Source organism: Mycoavidus sp. HKI, from assembly GCF_020023735.2.
In the GTDB taxonomy this organism is placed as follows: domain Bacteria; phylum Pseudomonadota; class Gammaproteobacteria; order Burkholderiales; family Burkholderiaceae; genus Mycoavidus.
The window spans coordinates 823,967-845,417 of the sequence record NZ_CP076444.2; the positions used below are offsets into that span (position 1 = coordinate 823,967).

The window sequence follows — 21,451 nt, forward strand, 5'->3', positions numbered from 1 at the left end:
CGCATAGGTGTCGTGCATATCTAATGCGTTCTAAGCTATTTCGCGGGCGGACAAAAGTTGTTTTATACAAAGGTTTGCCGGTCTCTAAAAGCTATTTTTATGCGTTACGGTCACGCGCTTGGTCAGCTAGGTGGCGGCAGCTGCTACAGTTTCGTATCGGCATTGTGCCACTGCCTCTGTATTGCGCCATTTTTGCTTGCTTAGGCGCTTTTTTAATTTGGGGTACGCTGCCTGGCGAAATTTCCGTGATGTTTGCCACGCTTGCCGTGCTTGGTTTTACCTGCTCAGAGTTGGGCGCACGTCTGCCTGGCTTAAGGTGCATTGGCGGGCCGGTGCTTGTGACGCTCTTATTGCCCTCATGCTTAGTACATTATCAGTGGATACCCGCTGATTTAGTTCGCTCGATTGGCGAGTTTTGGCATGCAACTCAGATTCTTTACCTGTTTACCGCTGCCATTGTTGTTGGCAGCTTGCTGAGTATGGATCGACAGGTGTTGATTCAAGGTTGCGCTAAAATTTTTATCCCATTGGCGGCAGGCTCGATTGCCGCAGCGTTAGTCGGTACTTTGACGGGTCTAGCGTTTGGCCGTAGCGCATATGATACTTTTTTCTATTTAGTGATTCCAATTATGGCCGGCGGCCTCGGTGAGGGGGCGATTCCGCTGACATTCGGCTATGCGGCAATTTTACAGTTGCCGCAACCTCAGCTCTTTGCACAGGTCGTACCATCAGTGGTGCTGGGTAATTTGACGGCGATTATCTGTGCCGCTTTATATCATCAGTTTGGTAAGCGTTATCCGTGCTATCGCGGAGAAGGTTGTGGGTTATTGATGAGCGCCCCAGCTCGAGAAAATAATCTGCCGCCGATGACAATGGAGCCGTTAGCAGGGGCCGGCATGGTCGCATTGGGTTTCTATATGATTGGACTATTGGTGCATCAATGCACGGCATGGCCGGCGCCGATCGTGATGCTGTGCCTGGCGGTGCTGGTTAAATTGACGCGCACTGTCTCGCCTAAATTGGAATATGGTGCGCAGATGATGCATCATTTTTTCTGTAGCGCCGTGGCGTATCCGTTATTGTTTGGCATTGGCTTGACGCTGACGCCATGGGAGGGGCTGTTAGCCGCTTTTACGCTGGCGAATTGCGTCACGATTATTGCGACTGTGTTGACATTAACAACAGTGGGCTTTGCGGTTGGGCGTTGGGTTGGTTTGCATCCGGTCGAAAGTGCGGTGATCAATGCCTGTCATAGCGGTATGGGCGGGATTGGCGATATGGCGATTCTCACGGCGGCTAACAGCATGCGGTTAATGCCGTTTGCGCAATTGGCGACGCGTATTGGCGGGGCGTTAACGGTGATTTTGGCGCTTATTTTGTTGGCCCGAGTAGGGTGATTTTTAGCGGGGAAAATTGCAGCTTCCGCGTCAAGATAAGAGTAATCGCAGCCGTTCGGGCTGCGACGAGTAGCTCAGCCCCCAGGCTTGGAAGCGCCACGTTTGCAGCAACCTGGAGGTGAGGGTGAAGTACACTGCTTTTTTCACCCGACCTTCCGGCAGCCGAATCGGGTATCAGTGCGTATTTATCAAGCGATATACGCAAACGCTCGAACATCCCGAGCTAGTTGGTATATTGCCATGCTTTCTTGCAGGCGTCTATGTCTGGGTCTATTAAAATGAGCGAGTCGTACAGCTAGACCCAAAAGTTTGGGCGTTATATTAAGTGGTCAATTTTTTCGTGAAAAAGCTTTAGCGCATAAAAGAAAATCCCGCCGATATGACAGGATTTTCAGAGCTTAAGCGTTTTGCTTAAAAATAATGTAGTTAATATTGATCTAAGGGGTCGATGATGTCATCTATTTCAACCAATGCTTCATCAAGCAAGCGTGGCTGAGCGTCGCTGCTCACAATCTTAACCCATCTTAGTTGGAGTAAACGTTTTGGGGATATCCAGTCCAGACTCAACCAACGAATACCTTTGGCTTTGCCACGAACAACTGAAAAAAACCAGGTTAAAAAGGGCTGGGTGGATTGGCCAAATTGGCTTACTTTGAGCGGTTTTTTGTATGTAGAAGCTAAGTAGTGAATACCGGTGATTTGATATTCAGATACTTGGGCTTCATCGAACTGAGTCATTTGATTCATGATGGTTCTCCTCAAATAAAAAAAGGAACTCACCATGCACCCTATCAGGGGAAGGATAAGTTCCCCATTAGGGTTAAAAGCTCTAAGTCAGAGAGACCCGCGGCCATTCAAAAATGAACAGAGCCAAACCGCGAACATTTCATTAGCACTGACCTGTGCTAATGAGGTTTGTTTTATCTTATACGATTGGAGTGACAATGCAAGTCAATCCACGCCTTAGAATGAATAATTAGCCAATTAGTAGGGGGGTGATCAGCGATTAGTCGAGCGCACGATTGGAACCCTAACCAGTCGAGCCAGGGAATGGATGCTTTGTTGTTGCATCTCGGCTACGGGCAAATCGCTGTTAAACCATTGGTTTGCCACGCTAATGAGGATCTCCGGTGGCGCGAAGAATAGGCGCCAATGCGGCCACCATAAAAAATCTTCATAGCAGATCGAAAGCGCGGCTTGAAGGCCGCCAAGTTTGAGGTAAGGTTGTCTGAGTTTTCCGGCTACTGCGCTGATTGCGCTGCCTGGGCGCCAGAGGCCGGCTGGCATCGGCATACGGCTATCTAAGCGAGCCGGGTAGTGGCCAAATGCCAATACGCTATTGGTGTAACGTAGCGGAATTTCCTGCTTAAGGAGATCGGCGCCAAGTAAAAAAGTTTGACCCTGACGCGCCGCTTGGCGTATCTGTCCTTGCCACCAAAAAGCCAAAGCTGGCCGCCAGAGTCCTATAATTTCTTCTGGTAATACAACCACTGTGGTGGCAGGTTGGGCGAGTGCTTGTGAGAGCGCGCTTTGCACTTGCTCGGTGCGCTTAAATAATGCAGGTAGCGTGCTTTGATCAAGCCGGCCAAGTTGTAAATCAAGTGCTAGCCAGCCGGCGGGTATGGCCGGGCGAGTTTCATTTTTATGTGCGGTTAGAGCCAGGCCAGCTAAGCATAAGGTAAGCCATATCGTTTTACGGTTGCCGGGGCGTACAGCTGCAAGGCAAAGTGTCCCGATGCCAAGGAGTAAACCTAAACCTCCCCAAGCTGGAAAGAGTGCGCTGCTGATATGCAGCGGAGACAGCCAGCCAATGATGCCAAGCGGTGGCAGATTGGTGCAGAAGAGGGCGATGAATACCCGGATGATGGTTTTTGCTGCAGGTGTTTTGGACGTGGGGTGTAATAGAGACCAGGGTATTGCAAGTAAGACAGCTTGCGCTAACCAAAAACCGATGCCTAGCATATAGCCCAAGCCGGCAGATAGCTCATCGTGGCCGCTGAAAAAGCGTGCGCATATCAGCAGAATATCGCGTGCCCCAGTCAGGTAATAGGCCAGCCAAAGTGCCGTCGCTTGCCAGTGTGTATGTGCTTTGCACCAGAGCCAGGGTAGGAGCGCTAAACTGACTAGCCAGTGGCCAGGAAACCAGGCTATAAGGGCAATGGCTGTGCCGGCAAGGCTGTAATAAATTAAGCTAGGCAGCTGCATGCGGTTTGGCGCATGGGTTGGCTTTGGAAGAGGGCTCACAAGCAGGCAGCTGAGCAGGTGCGAACGCTTCACATGCCCATAAACCAGACTCTTTCTGCGCCGTGGATTTCGAAGCATTCCCCTTGCATGATTGGCATCAATGCACTGTTTTTGCCCTGCCCATATTTGTCGCGTTTATAGTCTTCAAAGCGCAAAATGCCAGAGGTGTAGCCCACCATATGCGTATTAAAGTGTGAGGTGGCGAGTAACAAGCCGTTTTGCTGCACGCATCCGGACGCTGCCAGAGACTGCCAGCCAGTGAAACTTTGTGCGCTGGATGAGCGCCAAATACCGGCTTGACAGGTCAACAGAAAACCAGAGCTATCGATGGCAATCGCGCCATGTCCTTCATCGCAACTCACACCTGCTTGCGCCAAGCGGGTTAATTGTAAATTGTGAGTGGTGAGTTTTTTTTGAACCATGGCGTGATTTGCCGCCATCCATTCTGTCGCCATGGTTTTGGCATGGAGGATATCTTGTCCACCGGCGTTCATTGAGCCGGTTAATGGGCGTGAGCCATCTAGCTTGTAAAGCTGTTGCAGTTGCCAAGTTAAATTACCTGTCACGGCGCCTACTCGTGCGGCAAGCGTGCCGGCTACGTCGCCTAGCGGGTTAGCTTGCCACCATTTGTTATCCAGGCCAACCAGTTGGCCGCCATTGGCCGCGGTGGAGAGGGCGGCATCTGCACCCGCAGCCAATCTGGCCTGAGATAACAAATCGATGCGCAGTGTGCCTTCTTGATCACGATAAGTTTGTTTAGAATAAATCAGTCCCGTGATTGAACAGGCTAGGCCTGGACAGTTTTCTGGCTTGAGTCGGGTGGCAAAAGAGAGTCCAAGTGGGCTGGTATCGGCAAATGTGGGGAGCAGGAATTTGAGTGCGCGCAATTCGGCGACGGTTGGCTCAAGCGAATTTTCTATACGCGTAATCGCTTCGCCATTGGAGAGCGTGTCATAGTGAGTTTGCACATATTTATTGACGCCAGTTTGTAAGGTGTAGAGATACTGCCCGGTCGATTTTGCAAAAATCTGCGCAATCTCAGTGTGTACTTTGTAGACCGCAGCAACCATGCTAATTGTCGAAAGTGTCATGGCTAATGCTATATCGATGGTGATAAAACCACGTTGGCATTTTCTGCGCCAGCCGAGATTGGGTGATCGTCCAGCGTGCTTTGGCGATAGCCCAGCGTGCTGGTGATAAGGGGGCCAGCGCAGATGGGTTAAATAGTCGATGTTAGTGAAGGTTTTCATGGGGCTTCTCGGAGTGAGTACTGTTAGCCAAACACCAGGGTGAGTGTGTTCGCGTCACCTGAACAGCGGATCTGAGAGGGGTCGGGTTGGCCGCCAGGCGCTTTAACTTCGCTGGCATTGATCGTGAGTCGTGCAGCGCTGCGCGCCAGGATCGTGGCAAGCGGTAAACAGGCTATATCGGGTAGGTTAGTGATTTGGTATTGAACGGCGTCGCTGGCTGTGTTGATTTGGCCAGGGGTCACAATCAGTACGCCATTGCCTGGTGAGACGGTTACCGTGCCGTGATTATCTTTGAGTGACGGCATAGAGCGGAAAAAACCGCCTTGATGCAAGGCGGTATTGCTAATTGCCCCGTAATTGCCGGAATACGCGGTACGTACTGTACCAATTAGAGTGTTGAGATCCATCGCCAGTGTGTTGGCGTGTGTGACATGGCTATTGGTGGAAAAATAAACCAGTGTGCCGACTAGCCCAAAGGAGACCAGCAAGAGCATTAAGCCATATTCAGCCATGACAGAGCCGCGCTGACGGCGATCTTTAGGGGTGTGAGCATTGTGCACAGTGCTTACCAATGTGCTGGATTGTTGTAGCGGATTTTTCTTCATCGTGGTCTGCCAAATCGGGTGAGTGAAATAAGGGGGTAGATTTTGCTGCTAACCAGAAGCCAATCTGCGGCCGCCTAGGGGCTCAGGATGATGTTTTGCATGGCGGCAGATGCTTGGAATTCGTTAATCATCCCAAGTAGTCCAAAATACAGGCCCATCATGATCGCTACGGTTGAGAATGAGAGGCTATAGCGGATCAGCGTAGCGGTTCGTTGAATCCGGTTTGGTGTTTCGCGCAGAATATATTGGGCGACGCTTAGGAGCGCGCTATCAAGTTTCTGGTATTCGCTAATGTCTTGCAGGCGATACTGGAATTCCCGCTGAAGAATGCCGGTGGCAAATGCTTCTCCGCCCGCATTGGGCATTTCTTCAAAATTGAGCAAAATCCGCTCAATGTGCGCAGCAAGCCAAGGGGACGCGTGGGGTTTAATGCGTAACAAGGCTTCGTGGATGCTGATTGCACGTGCGCCAATTTTCTGGGTGATGGAAGCGATTGTCGCTAGGAAAAGCGCACCGGCAAAATCTCGGTGCACGCTGTAAAAGATGACGTGTTGGTCAAGCCATGCTCGCCAATGCCCGGTATAGTTTTTGATTGACCAAGAGCCCCATATCAAGGCGGCCATGAGTAGGGCCAGCCAACATGGGCCAACCATGCGGATTGCGGTGGCAAATATATGATAGGTTTGCGCAATGGGTCCATAAAGGTTGCTATCGAGGTTCATCGCAGATTCGATTTTTGGCACGATCCAATAGCCAATTAGGCCTAAAAAAATATGCAAAATGGCTAGGCCGACGAGCGCGCTGGCATTGATTAAAAGGAATAAATGCTTGGTGGTTTCAAGGGCATCGATATTGGTCGCTAAGGTGCGTAGCCCTATTTTAAGATCACCTGATTCTTCAGCAACGGCAAGCACGGTAACCTCTTCGGGAGGAAGCGTATGGGTGACGGCTCGCGAGAAGCGGGCCGTTTCTTCGAAGCGCATGAGCCAGTGAGCGCAAACAATGCCGACAGGTTCGCCTGGGTAACGTAGGGCATATTTTTGTAAAAATATGGCAAGTGTTTGCCCTGGCTGTGCTTCGATTTGACTCGCAAGATCAATATAGAATTCAGCGCGTTTTTGGTAGAAGCGCCGCTGGGCCCAGCGCAAGCGCCGCTTGAAACTGGGCCTGTATCTGCTACTCATGACTTGCCATAGTTGCTGCAGTTTGGTCAGGGGTGGCGAATGCATCGCGTGCTCCTATGCAGCTTTAACTGTTGTTCATAGTGTAGAAATGAGCCGAATTTTGCTTCGATATCAAGTAAATCGATCTCACCTTGCAAGGCTTTATAAAGAGCAATTTCCAGGACAGATTTACCGCTAGTCGACGCCGCGTCGAGCGGGGCTTTATGCAAGTTGTAAAGATATTGGTGCAGTTCTAGATTTTTATGGGCGCGGATTAATTGGAGCATCGATCGGTCTAACTCGAACATTTCAGCGACCACCGTTCGATGATGTAAGCCATTTAACTCAGGTAGCCCTGCGCGCTGGCAGTGCCCACAGCCATTTGGGTTACGGCAAAAAAGACCAGGCATTTGAGGGTGATCGAAGCGTTCGATTTTAAAGCAGCGGACAATGCGTGCAAGATAGGCAGTCAGCCCTTCGGCTAGGGTAAACAGGTCTGAGTCTGGAAACAGGTCGGCGAGCTGGGCCAAGTGATGCGTTCGAGCGTTTGCGGGACGCATCAGTTCAGCCAGAGGTATTTTGCAATGCTGGCAGAGTGTGGGCAGCAGGGTTTGGTAGATCAGTAGATTGAGAAAGCCAGGTGTCGCGAGTACTTCGCGTGGGATGCCGAGCTCGTGATCGGAGAGACGATCTACAATGCCAATGGCAGAAGGAGTATGCAGTGTGGTGAAAGCACGATGGCCGGATTCGGCAATGTCGCGCAACAAAGCAGCGCTCTGCCGGTCTCGAACCTCACCGATAAAGCAGACGTCTAAATCGCCGCGTTTGAGCTGCCGTTTGATGGTCAGAAACGGGTCGCTGTGATGGCCTTGCTCGCTGAGCGAGCGGGCTATCGAGATTTGAGAAACCCCCGGGATTAGATACTCAACAGGATCTTCAATGGAAAACTTTTTATGCCAAACCGGCATACGTGCTAGCACGGTTTGCATGGTGGTCGATTTGCCAGAATTGACCACGCCGGCGACAATCGTAGCGCCGCTTAAGCGGGCTATGGCGCGTTGCCACAGTGCTACTTGGTCAGGTAGATAACCTAAGTCTGCCAGCGAGCGAATGGTTTGGGCGTCGTCTTGAAACAGCAAACGCAATACCACATCGGTACCGCTGACCAGTGGAAAGGTGGCTAAGCGGAACAGAATCTTCTGGTTATCGATGGTGGCTGGTACTTGGCATTGCTGGGCATAATTTTCGTTAAAGATTGATTCGGAAACTGAGTTGCCGCGAGAATAGATAATTGCGGCCATATCGGTCAAATGCGCTGTGAACATATGGAAGGCTGAGGGGCGGACCAGGCGGCCAGCCACCCGAAAACCGATTGGCGAGCGTTCTTGCGTGCGCCGAATTTCCAGATGAATATCGGAAGCGCTGTGAGCGATTGCAAAGCGTGCTGCGGTTAAAAAATGAGCCCACAATGCACTATCATCCGGCTTTTTTGCGGCGCTGCCCTCTAGCTGAAGGTTGCCGTGCGGCTCGCTACGAGCGCGGCATAATTCAATCATTAAGGTTGGCGCTGCAACATAATAGAATGGTTCGGCCGGGACGTAGCGGGTGCTTAATTGCCGCACAATCTCCTCGGTGATATCTGAGCGCAGCATGGCATCAAGCATAATCAGAGCGAAACGGCCACGCTGCATTTTTTCTGTTGCAGGTTCAATCAGGATCGGGCAAATTTGGTTTCGTAGCGAGGCTTGTAGAGAGATTTCTTCATACAGTGTGCGCACGAAATAGGGCAGCTCATTGGGTAAGTTGATCACCGTATTGGCTTGCGTGAGCCGAGGGGTAGTAGAGTTCGCTTGAGAGGCTGGGGCAGTCCGGCTGGCGCGACGAAAACGCAGCGCTTCACTGGTGCTGTGCTGGTTAGAGCGATTCGGTTTGGGGATCAATTTGGAGAGCATGGGCAGCTACTTTTGATGAAGGGCTAGTGGAGACTTGGTTTAAGGCTCGACCGAAGGGCGCAATGGTTTGATGGCTGCTGGCAACGGTGGGAGATCCGGTGGCGTTGAGGGCGCTGTGGCGATAGGCCGTGCAATGCGAGTATCGAAAGCGAATGGAATTGAGCGAATCCGGCCGTTTGGATGGCGCAATTTCACGTTTTGGGGGGTGAGTTCGATCACTTTAGAGTGACGGACTATTGCCCCGGGATAGAGAGGATAGATTTGTTCCCCCCAAGTGAGATAGCCGCGATAATCGGGGGCAATGCCAAAAGCGGCAATGTAACGAGGGTGTTCTGCGGATTTAGCAAGAGCCGAGTCAAGCGGTGGCATGTTTGTCATCATCAGTCTACTGTTAAGTTGCCCTGGAGGTGTGGGGTTAGTCTGAGTCAGCTCATTTTTCAGTTTTTGTAGTTTGAGCTGGCTTTCTAGTTGCATGAGCTCGCCTACTGTAGGGACTGTTTGAGCGCTAGCGATGCTGAAAATGCTCAGTAAATACAGCACTATTGGTATGAGTCCCAGCCTCATAGGGTGCGGGGGGAAGCGATTAATCGCGGGCATAAATCTCTCCTTTAACGTGTAACATCAAGCTCGATGCTTTGAGTGAAGCCACTGGCTGAGGGTCTTTAATGGTGAGGGCGAGCCGAGTGACACTGGTCATGGCTGGAAATGCTTCAAACAAAGCCATCGTGTGCAATGGCCCGTTGACTTCCCACGCTGCGTGTTTAATTGGATGGGGAATCGCCATGGCGGGTACGCCCGCGGGTATGCCATACACGTGAAAATCCTCAAGCTTGGTATGGGCGATTTGTTGCATGCGCTGTAACTGTGAAATGAAATTTAAGCGGATTTCACGCTCATTTGGCAAGTTAGGCAGAGAGTGCCGTAGGCTCATCGTCGCAGCGCTGGGCATAGCTAAATTGACCTGTAGGCGTTTGTCGTCGACCGCATCGATGTGCTCGGCCCAGTCATGTACTGTCGCTGCCACAAAAGTCTGTTGCGTGGCTTGCGGCAATGTGCGCTCATAATTCAGTAAGCATTTTGAGGGAGACGGTTGTACCGTACAGTCGATGCTTTTTAGGTGCCAGCCGCCGACTGTCAGCGGCAGTGCTGTAGCCCATTTGAACCAGGCGGTGATCACCGCAGAGGCATTCAGCAGTGGCTGGTGGCGTGCGTTGATTGACTGTTCATACTGCTGTTCAAAGGATAATTTGGGGGCTGCAGTGGCGCCACGTTTGCTCTCCCAGTGTGCGTAAAGTGCATAGCTGACAGTGGCGACGCAAATCCCCATGAGCAGCCATACTATGAAGCTGCGCCACACTCTGCGACGCGGCTGATACATGCGGGAAGCCGGGCTAGTAAAGCGCGCTAGCTCAGTTAATGTAAATGGGTTGCATTCTGCGAGCGTTATATTTCCGAGTAGCGTATAGTCATCGTTGCCGCATAATTCGGCAAACTGTCTGATGAGGTGCATTAACTCTTCGTTAGATAGCCCGACTTGATCGAAATTTTTGCCGCTTGCGGTGGCACTTCCCCACGGTCGGCCTTGGAAAATCCCGCATAGTGAATGCGTCCCTGCTGGGTCGCCGAGGGCTAATAGTACGTTTGGCCCACAACCGGGTATGGCCGCTAGCATATGCGCTGCAGCATAAATGGGTTGATGGTTAAGCTGAGTGGATCGTATGCCGTTATAAGCGCCGAGCAGCGGTGTTTTCCCATCTTGCCAGATCAGGCTTGCATTGAGCTTATCCGCTTCGGTTAGAGCCCGCGACTCGTAAGATTCTTGAGCGCTGATCAGGGGCTTCCAGCGCAAGCCAAAAGCCAGGTGTTTGCCGTCGATCTCAATGATGCGCATTAGATATCGTCCTGAATCACCGCAGAAATCACAATTAGGGTCGTGGTGCGCTGGCGACTTGCTGCGATTGAACCTCCGCTGAGCAACGGCATGCGCTCACCTAATGTTCTGCGTCGAAATTGATCATCGAATCGTTCAAAGCCAGTCAGTACAATGGTCGAGCCACTGCGTACAGTGGTTTGTAAGGTGGTACCCTGGCGATCGATACTCGGTAGTTGCACGGATTGGGCTTGCTGGCCTGTGCCGGCATCGAATCGATCAAGGCTTTTAAGCATCGAATCTTCAATCGAGAAAGTCAGATCGACCGTATCTTTGCTGGTTGCATTGGGATAGATCAGGAGCTTTAAGCCGGTTGAAATTTGACTGGTTTTAAGACCCGGCACGCCGCCGGTGCCACCCACCGTAGAGGTGGCGGGCAGGGCTGCTGAGACATAGGAAAAGGCATTGCCAATGTCATAACTCATGGGTTGGCGGTTGCGAATGGTCATCGGTAGCTCGGTGGAGGATTGCACACGTCCGATCTCGCTTAAAGCAGTGATGAGCGCGCTTGAGTTATTCAGTGTGCCAGCTAAGAGATTGAGGTTAAACCCAGCAGCATGAGAGCCGGCCAACGAAGCAGGTGAGTGTGCGGCCAGCTTGAAATCGGGCAGCTTAGACAGAGCCGTAGTGAGCGCCATATTCCAATCGATGCCAGCTTGGCCTGTGTCATGGGTGAGCACCTGTATTTTTTGTAATTTAAGCAGCACGCGCCGCGAGAGGATATGAATCTCGCGGGTGATGATCTCGTCTGCGCACTCTACTGCCTCTTTGGTGTCAGTGAGCGTGATCGTGCCTGTAGCGGCATTGGTTGCAATCGAGCCCGCTCGGGTCATCAGGGTTTCGATGCTCTGACGAATTGAGTTCAATTCATTGACATGCGTGGCTTCACGCTTAGCGGCAGAGTTGGCGTAAGTATTTTGCGGCAGGAGCGTAGCGTTGGCGTTACTGGATTGAACAGTACTGCCTTGAAAGGCCGTCGTAAAAGACATTTCGCCTGCGGCGCCAGGGAGCTGCCAGATTTTGGTGAGCATCCGATAAAAGCGAATGGCGCCCCTGACCTCATCATATAGCCAGTTAATGGATAAGCGCGTGGCGATCAGATCGAGCATTTGATTGAGCGGTATTTCACCAGGCTGAAATTCAACCTGGGCCAGCGCATTGAACGGGGTTACTGCATGCAGGCTGGCGAACCCTGGCGGGATATGCTGTAGCAATGGATTGGGTGCGGCCGAGGTCAGCGGTGCGTCTACTTTGCCACCCGTTACATGTGTCGCATTCAGTGCGGCGTCATTGCTTTGTGCGCGGGGCAATAGTGCTGAGGCAGATAAATAGACATCTGGGTCGATCTTAACCGGAATGCCCGTAGCTAATGTGATGCGTTCGGCGGCCAAATTTAGAGGAACGGTTTTTTCTGGGAACATCACAGCCGTTTTGACCCCCTTGCGTAGTGCATAGGGTAGGGTGATTTCACGCGCGAGGGGGACGGGTTTACCGGCTAAATAGGGTAGATCGACTTCGTCGTTGATGGCTTCCTGTGGTTTGCTGCCCTCCATCTGTGTGAGCAGTCTCGTACGCAGTCGCTGAGCATCGGCTTGGGCGCGATCAATATTTGCGCGGGTTTGTTGTACCAACTGAGGCGAGATACAGCTGCTTAACGCTAGCGCCGTGATCACCGCAAAAAGTGGATGGCAGAGAGTGTGCATAGCGGCTTTGGAAAGCTTATTGGTGCGGGTTGCAGACGGTCGTTTGACGCACCACGCGCACGACACGGTTCGTATAGAAGCATGGCTTAACCTGGTATTCGGTTAACGCTGTGGCGCCCAACACGCGGCGCACGGCTTCTTTGAAATTGCCTTGGCTTTGATCCTCGGCTTGAATCGGGATGTCATGGTCTACATCCCAGATTAAATGCCAATCATCAAGCTGTGCCCAGCGTGTCAGCAGTTGCCGTAAATTCTCGTCGGCGCGTTTGACCTGCCACTGGGTGGTGGCTGATTTTTTCTGCGCCTGTTGTATTGTTGGTGGTATTTTTTGGGGGGCTGCGGGCAGAAATAGTGCATTCGGAGAGACAGTTTTTACTATTTTTGCAGGCCAAGCGGTGGCGCTTTGCTGTTTGGAAGGTTTGCGCCAGGCCTGCGCGAGCTGTTTACCAAGACGAAAATGCAAGCGTGATTCAAATTGGTTGAGCACAATATAGGGCGGTTCTGCTTGCCAGTTAAGCAGAACCTGTCCGTCAGGCTTTTCGGCCAGAATCGCTGGTGTAGGTGAGCCGGCGCGAAACTGTACATACAGCTTATGACCGTTATCGAAGACCTGGATTGGCGCGACTTCTGGCGCCCCTGATATATGCCAGTCAAAGTGATACGTCGTAGGCGTGCGCGTTTGGGGTGAGGTTATTTGAGGCACAGCGGCTGGGGGCCTAAGTTCTTGAACAAGGTTAGACCTAGGTGCTTGAACAAAGTCAGAGGCGTAGAGTATTTCGCTTGAACCGCACAACAAGCTGAGCAGCGCAGGCATGAGCAAGAGCCGGGTGGGTGCATGTTTCATAGAGTACTCTCGTAATTTGAGACCACAGCAGGAGGCAGCACCATATCGCGCGCCACGATAATGGTGATTTTCTCGCCAGCTGGCAAAGTGAGCGTAGGCTTAATGTTTTGGTGACGATCCAGCATGCGCCGCACGACCTCTGAAAGTGTTTGCGCGGCGGCTTGTGAAAATGTTGCAGGCAAGGCTGTACCCGTGAGGTTGATGGTCATATTAGGCGGTGCAGATTGCTGGCGGCCGGCCCAAGTGGCAATCCCTGCCACTAAAAACGCCTGGCCGAATTGGCGCAAGAAATGGTTATTCACATGGGCGTCTAAGCCGGCTGACCCGCTCCGTTCAGTGGCGGGGACGCCGCTGATATCTAGATGCGCTCCGCTTGGAAAGTTGATGCGGTTAAAGGCAATCAGCAGGCGGCTTTGACCGACTGAGACATCGGTGTTACTCATGCCGATTAAAATTGTGCCGCGGGGAATCACTTTGAAGCGGCCGCGGATGCTGTCATACATATCGCGCGTTACCATTGCGCGTACGGTCCCTGGCAAGTCGCTGTTGATTTTTTGTAGGGTGACGGCGGGGATGGGTTCGCCCATCATCAATAGATAGGGTGAGCTGGCGACCGTAGGGAAAAGAGGTTGGCTACTGGTGTATTCACTTTGGCGTTGCAACCAGCGTTCATCATGACTGACCGCTGGGAAAGAGGTGTTGGATTGGCTCATCAGTTGCTGTAGAGCGGTGTGATGGTGCGTATCGGTAGGCGCTGCTGCCGTGGCGATGGGCAATTGCGTGAGATTAGGCAGATACAGCTTGTCACCGGTGTGAGTGCTTAGATGATTTTCTAACGCACGATGATCTTCGATCTCATAGACCGCCATCTCAGTGTCATCACTGAGTGTTGTTCTGGCGCGCTCGAGCGAGAGCTTTTGTTCATCGCTTAATTGTCCCAAAGGACGGCTGGTGGTCAACAATCTGCTGTATTCGGGCGGTAGAGGCGGTGCCATGGCGAGAGGCGTTGCTGGCTCGCTTGGCGTTTTGGCTTTTTCTTGCTGGGTCAGTTGATGGGCGTGTTCGGCTTGTTGCCGCAGGGCTAAGCGGATATCCGCGGCATGCCCAGCCGCTTGCGCCCTATATTCAGTGCTGCGCTCTATAGCCTCTCGTTGTGTCGGTGTTTGAGCCGCACCGCTGAAGCGGCGTGTGAGCACGATAGCCAACATAGAAATCATCAATACCGTGAGTAAGACTTGGACAATATTACGTTTGACGCGCGGTGCGGTTGGCCTTGAAAGGGGGGTAGACGCCATTTAGTGTTCCCACAGATTAGTGATTGGTTGATTCGAGCAGCCCCAAAAACCGCAGTTCTGGCTTCGGTTGTTATAGATTCGGACTTCGTCTTTGCCGAGTTTGAGCAAAGCGCCGTGGTCAAGTATTTGCCGGATGACGAAATAATCGCCCTGGACAATGAAGTTAGCCAGTTCAGCTGTGCCATCTTGAGCGAGGATTAAGACAGCTGGGATTTCCTGAATAGGTGGCATTTTTAGCCAAGTGAAGCGGCTATCGTCAAAGACCGCGATGGGCTTGAATGGCGTTTTGCCTTTGACGGTATAGTCAAAGTTAGCGTGTGCTAGGTCTATCGGTAGATGAGCGCTTGCTTGATTAGGCTCGCGGCTTTTTGTCTGCTTAGACGACGGCGGGAGCGTGGGTCGTGTTGGTGGCGTAGGGGTGCTCTCTGGGTTACCCGTGACCTCAGGAATAAATCCATCTAGGTGATCGCTGGCGTTATGTTGCCAAGATACCCGCTGGTAATATTGATTGGCGGCGGGTGTTAGCATCAATTCATAGCGGCGTTTGTTGGTGATGATGGTCGCTGTGTTGGTAAGCCCTGATAGCTTGGGCTGAATAAAAAAATCACGTCGCGTGATGGCGGTTTTACGATACCAGCTTTTGGGGTCAGCCAAATAGATGCCGATGATTAATTCGTCTTCTTCAAATTCAAGATGCGTCAGCCGCCCGGTTTGCGTCAAAACCGGATAGGTGTAATCTGGATCATAGGTATACACGACCAACTTGGGATCGAGCGCGGTGGGTTCAGCGTGCATGGTCGCAGGTGCTGGCCTGGGGGCGGGCGGGTTGAGCTTAGCGGCTTGCGCTGTGCTGAGGAGCAAAACCGTTAATAACGCGGTCCCAAGCTGATTCAGCTGTAGCCAGTCACTACGGAGCAATTTCATGAGGCAGCATGGGTTGGGGAAGTGGGGCCGTAATAGGGGGTGAGCGTAAAGTGAGTCACTCCTAGGCCAATCGGGTTAGTTCGACGCTGCTGTTCGTTAAAGCGTTCGGGAGCAAGAACGAAATTGGCGGTTAATATTTTTTGTGTGCGATTTGTCTCGATGCCATTGAGGCGTTCAATCAGGGTGAAGACCATATAGGCCACTTTACCGTCAGCCGCATAGGAGGTTGAATTTTCGACGACTTCACGCGTTAGGCCGGGTTGCTTGGCGATGCGCTCGGCAATCCGGTCAGTTTGCTCGAAATATTCGGTAAATGCCTGAGCTGCGGCGCCCATAGTCCAGGCTGCTGCCGCTGGGATGTCATTTTCTTGAGTTTGCCTTGGATCTGGTTTGATCGAGAGCATATGGGTTGCCCAAATACGCAGAAAATAGGTGATGTTGGCAGCGCTTGGCGTAAATTGCTGTGCCACCCGAGATGATAAATAGACCGCTCCAGAGTGTTCATCATGCTCGATAAAATAAGGCTGCGGACCCGCGCTTTTGAGGAGTTGGATCAGCGCTATCGCTTCAATCATGGCGAGCGTGAAAAATCCGGCTGCCGCTAGGCGCGCCCATCGGGCATTCAGGAGTGGCTTCTGAAAATAAGCAAACCAGGTATTGATGGCTTCTAGCGTTGTGCCAGGAGGCGGTGAATTTTCTGTTTGCGGGGAGCGTTTTAAAAATGGCATGGCGGTGAGTCTCTGACTATTTAGCGCTTGCTGTTGGTACGCAAATGCCCAGCAATATTGCTGTTGCCAAAGCCGCGCAGAGTGAGAGCGCTATGGCCTGAAACAATTCCTTGGGCAATGTGGGGGACTTGCCACATCATGCAAGCCCCTACGCTACAGGTGAAAGCAAGCCCAAGCATGGTGAGGCAATTAAAATCTAGTGGGGAACTGACATGACTACTCACGTTAGCATTCAATTGCAGAACTAATTTCTGCGTGGCGGGAGTGATCCCAGCTTGGACAATGGTGAGCATGAGCCAAGCGACTACTTTGTACAAGCCGGCGACAATGATGAATCGTAGCCAGCCGTTAAATAGAAACTCAGTGGCTGGCAAGAGGTACCAGGGCAGCATAATGGGCCCCAAGCAAAAGCCAATGGCGAGCAAGAAAGATGACATTTGAGCGACTAGCATGAAGGCAATCGCCATTTGGGCAATCGCTAGCACCGCAATGACTTTGAATACAAATGACAGTAATACAAACGATAAATTGCGTAAGGTATCGATCCAGCCGCTTTGATGGTTCTTGCCGTGGCTGAGGTAGCACGTTTTTTGGGTGCCGGGCAACGGTGTGCCATCGTCGGCGAGCTTGGGTAATTCCTCGCAGACACTCGCCGCGTTGGCGCGGGTGAGCGAGAAAATCGTCTGGGCAGCACTCCATAGGGTGCGCACTGTCTCGACTGGATCCGTGCTATGTGCACTAATCTGCTGGACGGTTCGCTCCATATTGCCGACCAAAAAATCGCGCACGGTGTCGGTCCAGCCAGTTAGCATCAATAAAATGATGGCAACCTTAACGAGCAAGCTCAACTGGTTAATGAAATAGTCGACAGTAGAGTCGGCTAGCATCCACATCAATGTATGCCAAGTCGCCATGATGAGCCCCAGCACGAATAGCAATTCAATCCCTTCACCAATGAATTTTCCGTATAGCCCAAGCCCAATTTTCTGCATGAGCCGGAAGAGCTCGTTCACAATGGCAACTGGATCGTTCGCATTCATCGAGCTACCCTATGCTCGCAATGAGATGCAAGACGATGAAAAAAAGCAGGCCAGCGAGCGCTAACATGCCAGCAGGCAATACTGTGGGCTGTTCTAGGGTTAAGCGGCAGCAAGCCCAAGCCAGCGACAAACGCGGTTTACCGAACTCCTGTGGGGTGCGCAAATGATCTAGGGTTGCCTGCTGCGGGGCACTCGCATAGCGGTGATAAGCGCGCTGCAACTGAAAAATTTCGTGTCGGTTGTGGCAGAGTCGATGGGCTAAGCAGCGCAAAAATAGGGGCATGGTGCGTCTCCTCAATGACCTATGGTTGATCTTGTAAGACATAGAATGGGCCGTGGTTGATCAGTTGGCGCTCGTGCGTATCGAGTTGCTGTGCGTGCGCTTGACGTGCCCGGAGCAGATCGAAGAGGGCGCTGTTCGCCCATTCTTGCTCCAACCGATCTTGCGTTTGCAGCGCTAACTGGCGCTGCATCAAAGCACGTAATTCGAGCATTTCAGCAGCTAAGATCGAGGCTTGTTGGTTGAGAAGCTGCAGGCCTTGGATCGTGCTCGCGATGCCTGGAATTTGATGCGATAGAGTGTGGACACTGCGTGCGCGACTCGCGAGCGTATCGAGGGCGACTAGATCCTGTTGCCATTGTTGCTGATACAGGCTGTCTCGGTTTTTAGCTAAATTGCTATAGGCTGATAGCCATTGTTGGGGGGCTAGGTTAAGCTGAGTGATTTCGCTTAGGCTGCGCTTAAATAAAGCGCGTGTTTGCTGGGTGGCGTCTAATAGTGCGTCAACTGAATGGGCAAGTTGCATAAACGCTTGCAACTGATGTTGCCAGGGCGCCATAATTTGTTCTAAAACATGGGCCGGCAGTTGCGCAAGATTTTGCAGCATCGCCATATATTGCTGCGCGCGCGTAATGTGTGCGGTGATATTTTGGGTGACCATGGTGCTTTGTTGGCTGACGCTGGCTAGCAACTCGGCGTGATTCATGATCTGGGTTAATTCGGTGGCGCCTCCTATGGGCGTTCCTACGCCACCGCCTGCTAGGGTAGGCGTAACCGAGCAGAGTCCGATGAGGCACCAAAGCGTGTGCCAAGAATGCTTATGCAGCTTAGCTAACATGGGTCATTTCTTCAAAGTAACGCGCTTGCCAAGCGGCGTGGCCCGAGCGGTAATGGCGCTCGAAAATTGCTTGTGCACTCAGTTCGCTGCGTAGTATGGCAAGTGTCCGGCGATCCAATGTAAGCGAGAGGCGTCGCGCAAAGCCGTTTTTTTGGGTAATGAAATAATCGCGTTTGCGCGTGCCTTTTTCGATGCCGTGGATTTGGCCCGCATGTAAACCGAAGCCAGTTTCTAGTGCCTCGCGTTGCGAAGGGGTGAGGTTGCCGCTAGGCGGCAAGAAAATGCAGGTTGGCACATTATCACGCAGGCTTGGATAAACCGGTGAATCAAGGTAGCTTTCGGGGGACTGCGTATCCATCCAGACGCAGCCGAGCTTTTTGCGCAATGTGCTGACCCAATCCACGATTTTGTTGGCAAAGCGCGGGTTATCAAGCAGGTGCCATACTTCTGGCAAGCCGATGAAGGTCGGGGCTATTTTGCCATTTAGCCGGTTTCTGGTGAGCGTATCGTCAATCTGATAAAAGCATAGATCGAGCAGCGCCGGGGCCACCAGTGAATTGTGGATAATCTTGCCTAACTCAATGCCCATAATGCTGGTGCTGGCAAAGCTATCTTCAAGATTGTCAAAATAATGAGCGTAAACGCCACTCCCCACCCACGCCGCCAGTTGTTGTTTGAAGGACCCATCGGGCAGCTGACTATAAATCGCGTGAAGTTGCCAAAGTTTGCGATCGATATGGCGCGTTGCACGGAGGGCGTTGACGAGTTGCGCGTCATCTTGTGCATTAGGGGTGTAGCCGCGTAAGCTGCCTAAAAATAGAATCCAGTCTTTGAGCCATTCAAAGTGACGTTCATGCGCCAGCAAGGCGACTGGATTGAAGCGGGCACTATGCTCGTTTTCGGGCCGGATATCTAGATAAGTCCCCCCTTGCATCAGCACCGGAATGCGGGAAGAATAATCTTTGTCGAATAAGTAAATCATGGCCCCTGGATATTTGCGAAAAAGCGTCCAACTAAGATTGAGAAACGCAGTTTTGCCGGAGCCGGAGTCGCCACATAGCAGCACATGTCCGACATCATTAAAGTATCCGGTGAAATGAAAAGGGGTGCCGTATTCGGTTGGAAAGGTCGCTAAGGCAGGGCAATCGATGCCCATTTCCTGGCTCAGGTGTGGGTTATAGCGTTCCCCTTGAGCGACCGTGCGTAGGGGCGCAAGCCGCGCGAGTACCTGGGCATCAATAAAGGCCCAGCGCGCGCACTCACTCCACATGCCAGGAATGGTCACGGTAAAAGCTGACAGGGCATGAAGTTTTTCGCGCACCGGCATAAAATGGGCGGCGCGCATGATTTCTTCAGCGGCTTTACAGGTGGCGCTCGCTTGCGTGTAGGCGGAGTGCGCGGCGCTTGCGGCCTGCGCAGCATCAGGCCCACCGGCTTCAAATACCGGTGACCAGGCAAGAATCGTGAGGTTGTACCAGCCGTATGCTTCTTGGCCCATTGATACCTCGCCGCGCAGGGTATCTGCTTCGTTTGCGGCTTGGGCGCGTGCTTGGTTCTGCCGTACTTGTTCGGTGTCGCCTTTTTTTAAGGCAGCACTGAGCAGTCCACGTATATCTAGCCGTCGGTTATCGTGATATTTGCGCATACTATCGATAAAACGTTCTGCCCGAGCTCGACTGGCGAGGCGGAAAACATGGCTGAGGGTGAGTTCCCCATTAATCTTGAGTAAGTCGTCAAGGGTCGTGGGTGCGATCTGGTCGGGCCAGTTCTCGCGAGCTACCGGGACGCTGAGCGCCAGCGCGTAACGTTTGCAGCCATTGCCTTCAAAAGACAAAAAATCGTGGCCGGGGATCACTTCCGTATCGGGTAGCGCGACATCTAGAAAGGGGTGGTCGGAGATGCCCGTGGTGGTTTTATCTTCGGCGCAGGGTGAACAAGCGGCGTGCAAGAAAGCGCCAAGTCGATCGCCGCTTAAGCGCGTGCATTTGAGGTTGGGCAAGCCAGCCAGCAAGGCGCTTAATAATGCTTCAAAGTCCTCTACTTGATGGTGTAACTCATCAGCAGTATAGGCAAATGCGTACTGATCGGAGAAGGTGCCGCGCACCGCTTGCCAGAGTGCTTTGTAAAGCGGTAGGCCATCATGCGATAAAGCATGGGAAAGTCTGCCGGAGAAGCGGTCTAGGCCTGCCTCAGGTGGCCGGGCGATGGTCAGATAGTGGTGGTTTAGGTAACTACCGCTTTGTTCAAAGGCGCGCCGCCGTTCGTCGTCAACCATCTGAGCGTACAGGTCTGGTAGCGGTAGCGTGTCATAGCCGCTGATTTGCCGGCGATAGACAGTCCACCAGAGAGTGATCGGTTGATGGCTTAGACTCACTAGAGATTGCGTTAAATCTTCAATTAATTTGAGCATACTGCCAGCCGTGATGCTGTCAGTATCTGGACCGCTATACTCGAAGGCCGCAAGCAAGGAAGAATCTTTACATACTAGAGTCTGCTGATTGCAAGCAAAAAGCCACGGCACGAGTTCGGCGCACGTGCGTATCCCTGCGTTATGGCGCTGGCCGATTGCGGCCAGTGATTCATGCTCAAAAGGGCTGGCACTGGGGTGCTTAAGTTTTAACATAGGTGTTTGCGAGCAAAGCCTAATGGACGCTGATGGCGTGTTTGCCGGAGTTGTTGACGGGGCTCGTAATGGTCTGCTTGGTGTCGGTATTTGAGGTAGATATCAAGCAGATCAGGGTCTCGTCGGCTGGCGAGCCACATGCCGCTGTAACCTGGCAGGGCAGCGAGCAAAACCCAATAATTGTGCAAGGTAGCAGCCACCAGAAATACGCTAACCACCAGCACCACTATCATGCGCTTGTCCACCGCCAGTAAGCGCTTACGCTCAATCAGCACTTTTTTGACTTGGGCATGAAGGGTAGGATGTGGGTTAGACATACATGCTCTCGCGCTATTTTTGAGTTTAACCGCACACTGGCGAGCGACCAAAGATGGTCGTCCAGAAAATGGGGAGATTGAAGATCATGAGCGTTGCCGCCACGATCCGCAGAATCCATAATTTAATGGCTGACGATTTGTCATCTAGCATCCATAAAATAATGGCGAGCGCACATGAACCGATGCTCACAAAGGCGATCAGTTCGTCATCGACGACCTGTTTATAAAAGCGGCATAAACCGCCGCCCCAGATGCCCGCATAAGCATAAGATGACCAGGTGCATAACAGCCAGATAAGTATTGTCATGTGCGCTCCAA

20 protein-coding genes are annotated in these 21,451 nt (G+C 52.2%); 1 reads left to right on the forward strand and 19 read right to left on the reverse strand.

What is annotated here, in order from left to right; translation table 11 throughout:
- Positions 1–23 precede the first annotated feature (23 nt).
- Positions 24–1,397, forward strand: a complete 1,374-nt coding sequence (locus KMZ15_RS03455; protein ID WP_223694218.1) for a 2-hydroxycarboxylate transporter family protein — start codon at positions 24–26, stop codon at positions 1,395–1,397.
- 426 nt (positions 1,398–1,823) lie between these two features.
- Here the strand turns inward: KMZ15_RS03455 and KMZ15_RS03460 are convergent, their stop codons facing one another.
- From KMZ15_RS03460 to KMZ15_RS03550, 19 genes are all read right to left on the reverse strand, one after another.
- Entirely contained in the window at positions 1,824–2,144 is a 321-nt protein-coding gene (locus KMZ15_RS03460) for a hypothetical protein (RefSeq protein WP_223694220.1), read from the reverse strand.
- Positions 2,145–2,396: 252 nt separating this feature from the next.
- On the reverse strand, positions 2,397–3,602 hold the full coding sequence (locus tag KMZ15_RS03465; RefSeq protein ID WP_258134763.1) for a conjugal transfer protein TraB: 1,206 nt from the start codon (positions 3,600–3,602) through the stop codon (positions 2,397–2,399).
- A gap of 68 nt (positions 3,603–3,670) precedes the next feature.
- The gene (locus tag KMZ15_RS03470) at positions 3,671–4,891 is read right to left on the reverse strand and encodes a hypothetical protein (RefSeq protein ID WP_223694224.1); all 1,221 of its coding nucleotides are present in this window, start codon (positions 4,889–4,891) and stop codon (positions 3,671–3,673) included.
- Positions 4,892–4,914: 23 nt separating this feature from the next.
- On the reverse strand, positions 4,915–5,496 hold the full coding sequence (locus KMZ15_RS03475; protein ID WP_223694227.1) for a type 4 pilus major pilin: 582 nt from the start codon (positions 5,494–5,496) through the stop codon (positions 4,915–4,917).
- Positions 5,497–5,570: 74 nt separating this feature from the next.
- Complete coding sequence (locus KMZ15_RS03480; RefSeq protein ID WP_223694229.1) at positions 5,571–6,725, reverse strand: hypothetical protein; 1,155 nt, start codon at positions 6,723–6,725, stop codon at positions 5,571–5,573.
- A complete protein-coding gene (locus tag KMZ15_RS03485) occupies positions 6,707–8,611 on the reverse strand; it encodes a GspE/PulE family protein (protein WP_223694231.1) in 1,905 nt (634 codons plus the stop codon). Before KMZ15_RS03485 ends, KMZ15_RS03480 begins: the two co-directional genes overlap by 19 nt.
- Before the next feature lie 39 nt (positions 8,612–8,650).
- Positions 8,651–9,085, reverse strand: a complete 435-nt coding sequence (locus tag KMZ15_RS03490; RefSeq protein WP_223694234.1) for a hypothetical protein — start codon at positions 9,083–9,085, stop codon at positions 8,651–8,653.
- Between the two features lie 109 nt (positions 9,086–9,194).
- Positions 9,195–10,502 carry a hypothetical protein gene (locus tag KMZ15_RS03495; RefSeq protein ID WP_223694236.1) on the reverse strand — a complete coding sequence of 436 codons (1,308 nt, stop codon included), beginning with the start codon at positions 10,500–10,502 and terminating at the stop codon, positions 9,195–9,197.
- The gene (locus tag KMZ15_RS03500) at positions 10,502–12,244 is read right to left on the reverse strand and encodes a type II and III secretion system protein (RefSeq protein ID WP_223694239.1); all 1,743 of its coding nucleotides are present in this window, start codon (positions 12,242–12,244) and stop codon (positions 10,502–10,504) included. Before KMZ15_RS03500 ends, KMZ15_RS03495 begins: the two co-directional genes overlap by 1 nt.
- 16 nt (positions 12,245–12,260) lie before the next feature.
- On the reverse strand, positions 12,261–13,088 hold the full coding sequence (locus tag KMZ15_RS03505) for a TcpQ domain-containing protein (RefSeq protein ID WP_223694241.1): 828 nt from the start codon (positions 13,086–13,088) through the stop codon (positions 12,261–12,263).
- The gene (locus KMZ15_RS03510) at positions 13,085–14,383 is read right to left on the reverse strand and encodes a TrbI/VirB10 family protein (RefSeq protein WP_223694243.1); all 1,299 of its coding nucleotides are present in this window, start codon (positions 14,381–14,383) and stop codon (positions 13,085–13,087) included. The genes KMZ15_RS03505 and KMZ15_RS03510 overlap by 4 nt, the downstream gene beginning before the upstream one ends.
- Positions 14,384–15,307, reverse strand: coding sequence for a TrbG/VirB9 family P-type conjugative transfer protein (locus tag KMZ15_RS03515; protein WP_223694245.1), 924 nt, complete (start codon positions 15,305–15,307; stop codon positions 14,384–14,386). It abuts the gene before it with no gap.
- Entirely contained in the window at positions 15,304–16,035 is a 732-nt protein-coding gene (locus KMZ15_RS03520) for a VirB8/TrbF family protein (protein WP_223694249.1), read from the reverse strand. The genes KMZ15_RS03515 and KMZ15_RS03520 overlap by 4 nt, the downstream gene beginning before the upstream one ends.
- Before the next feature lie 20 nt (positions 16,036–16,055).
- On the reverse strand, positions 16,056–17,075 hold the full coding sequence (locus tag KMZ15_RS03525) for a type IV secretion system protein (RefSeq protein WP_223694252.1): 1,020 nt from the start codon (positions 17,073–17,075) through the stop codon (positions 16,056–16,058).
- A 4-nt stretch (positions 17,076–17,079) separates the two neighbouring features.
- The gene (locus KMZ15_RS03530; RefSeq protein WP_223694255.1) at positions 17,080–17,358 is read right to left on the reverse strand and encodes a hypothetical protein; all 279 of its coding nucleotides are present in this window, start codon (positions 17,356–17,358) and stop codon (positions 17,080–17,082) included.
- Between the two features lie 19 nt (positions 17,359–17,377).
- Positions 17,378–18,193, reverse strand: a complete 816-nt coding sequence (locus KMZ15_RS03535) for a conjugal transfer protein TrbJ (protein ID WP_223694258.1) — start codon at positions 18,191–18,193, stop codon at positions 17,378–17,380.
- On the reverse strand, positions 18,183–20,816 hold the full coding sequence (locus tag KMZ15_RS03540) for a VirB4 family type IV secretion system protein (protein WP_223694260.1): 2,634 nt from the start codon (positions 20,814–20,816) through the stop codon (positions 18,183–18,185). Before KMZ15_RS03540 ends, KMZ15_RS03535 begins: the two co-directional genes overlap by 11 nt.
- Positions 20,810–21,133 (reverse strand): VirB3 family type IV secretion system protein, encoded by a 324-nt coding sequence (locus KMZ15_RS03545; RefSeq protein ID WP_223694263.1) that lies wholly within the window; start codon positions 21,131–21,133, stop codon positions 20,810–20,812. The genes KMZ15_RS03540 and KMZ15_RS03545 overlap by 7 nt, the downstream gene beginning before the upstream one ends.
- A gap of 25 nt (positions 21,134–21,158) precedes the next feature.
- Positions 21,159–21,440: a hypothetical protein gene (locus KMZ15_RS03550; protein ID WP_223694265.1), complete on the reverse strand. Its 282-nt coding sequence runs from the start codon at positions 21,438–21,440 to the stop codon at positions 21,159–21,161.
- Positions 21,441–21,451: the final 11 nt, after the last annotated feature.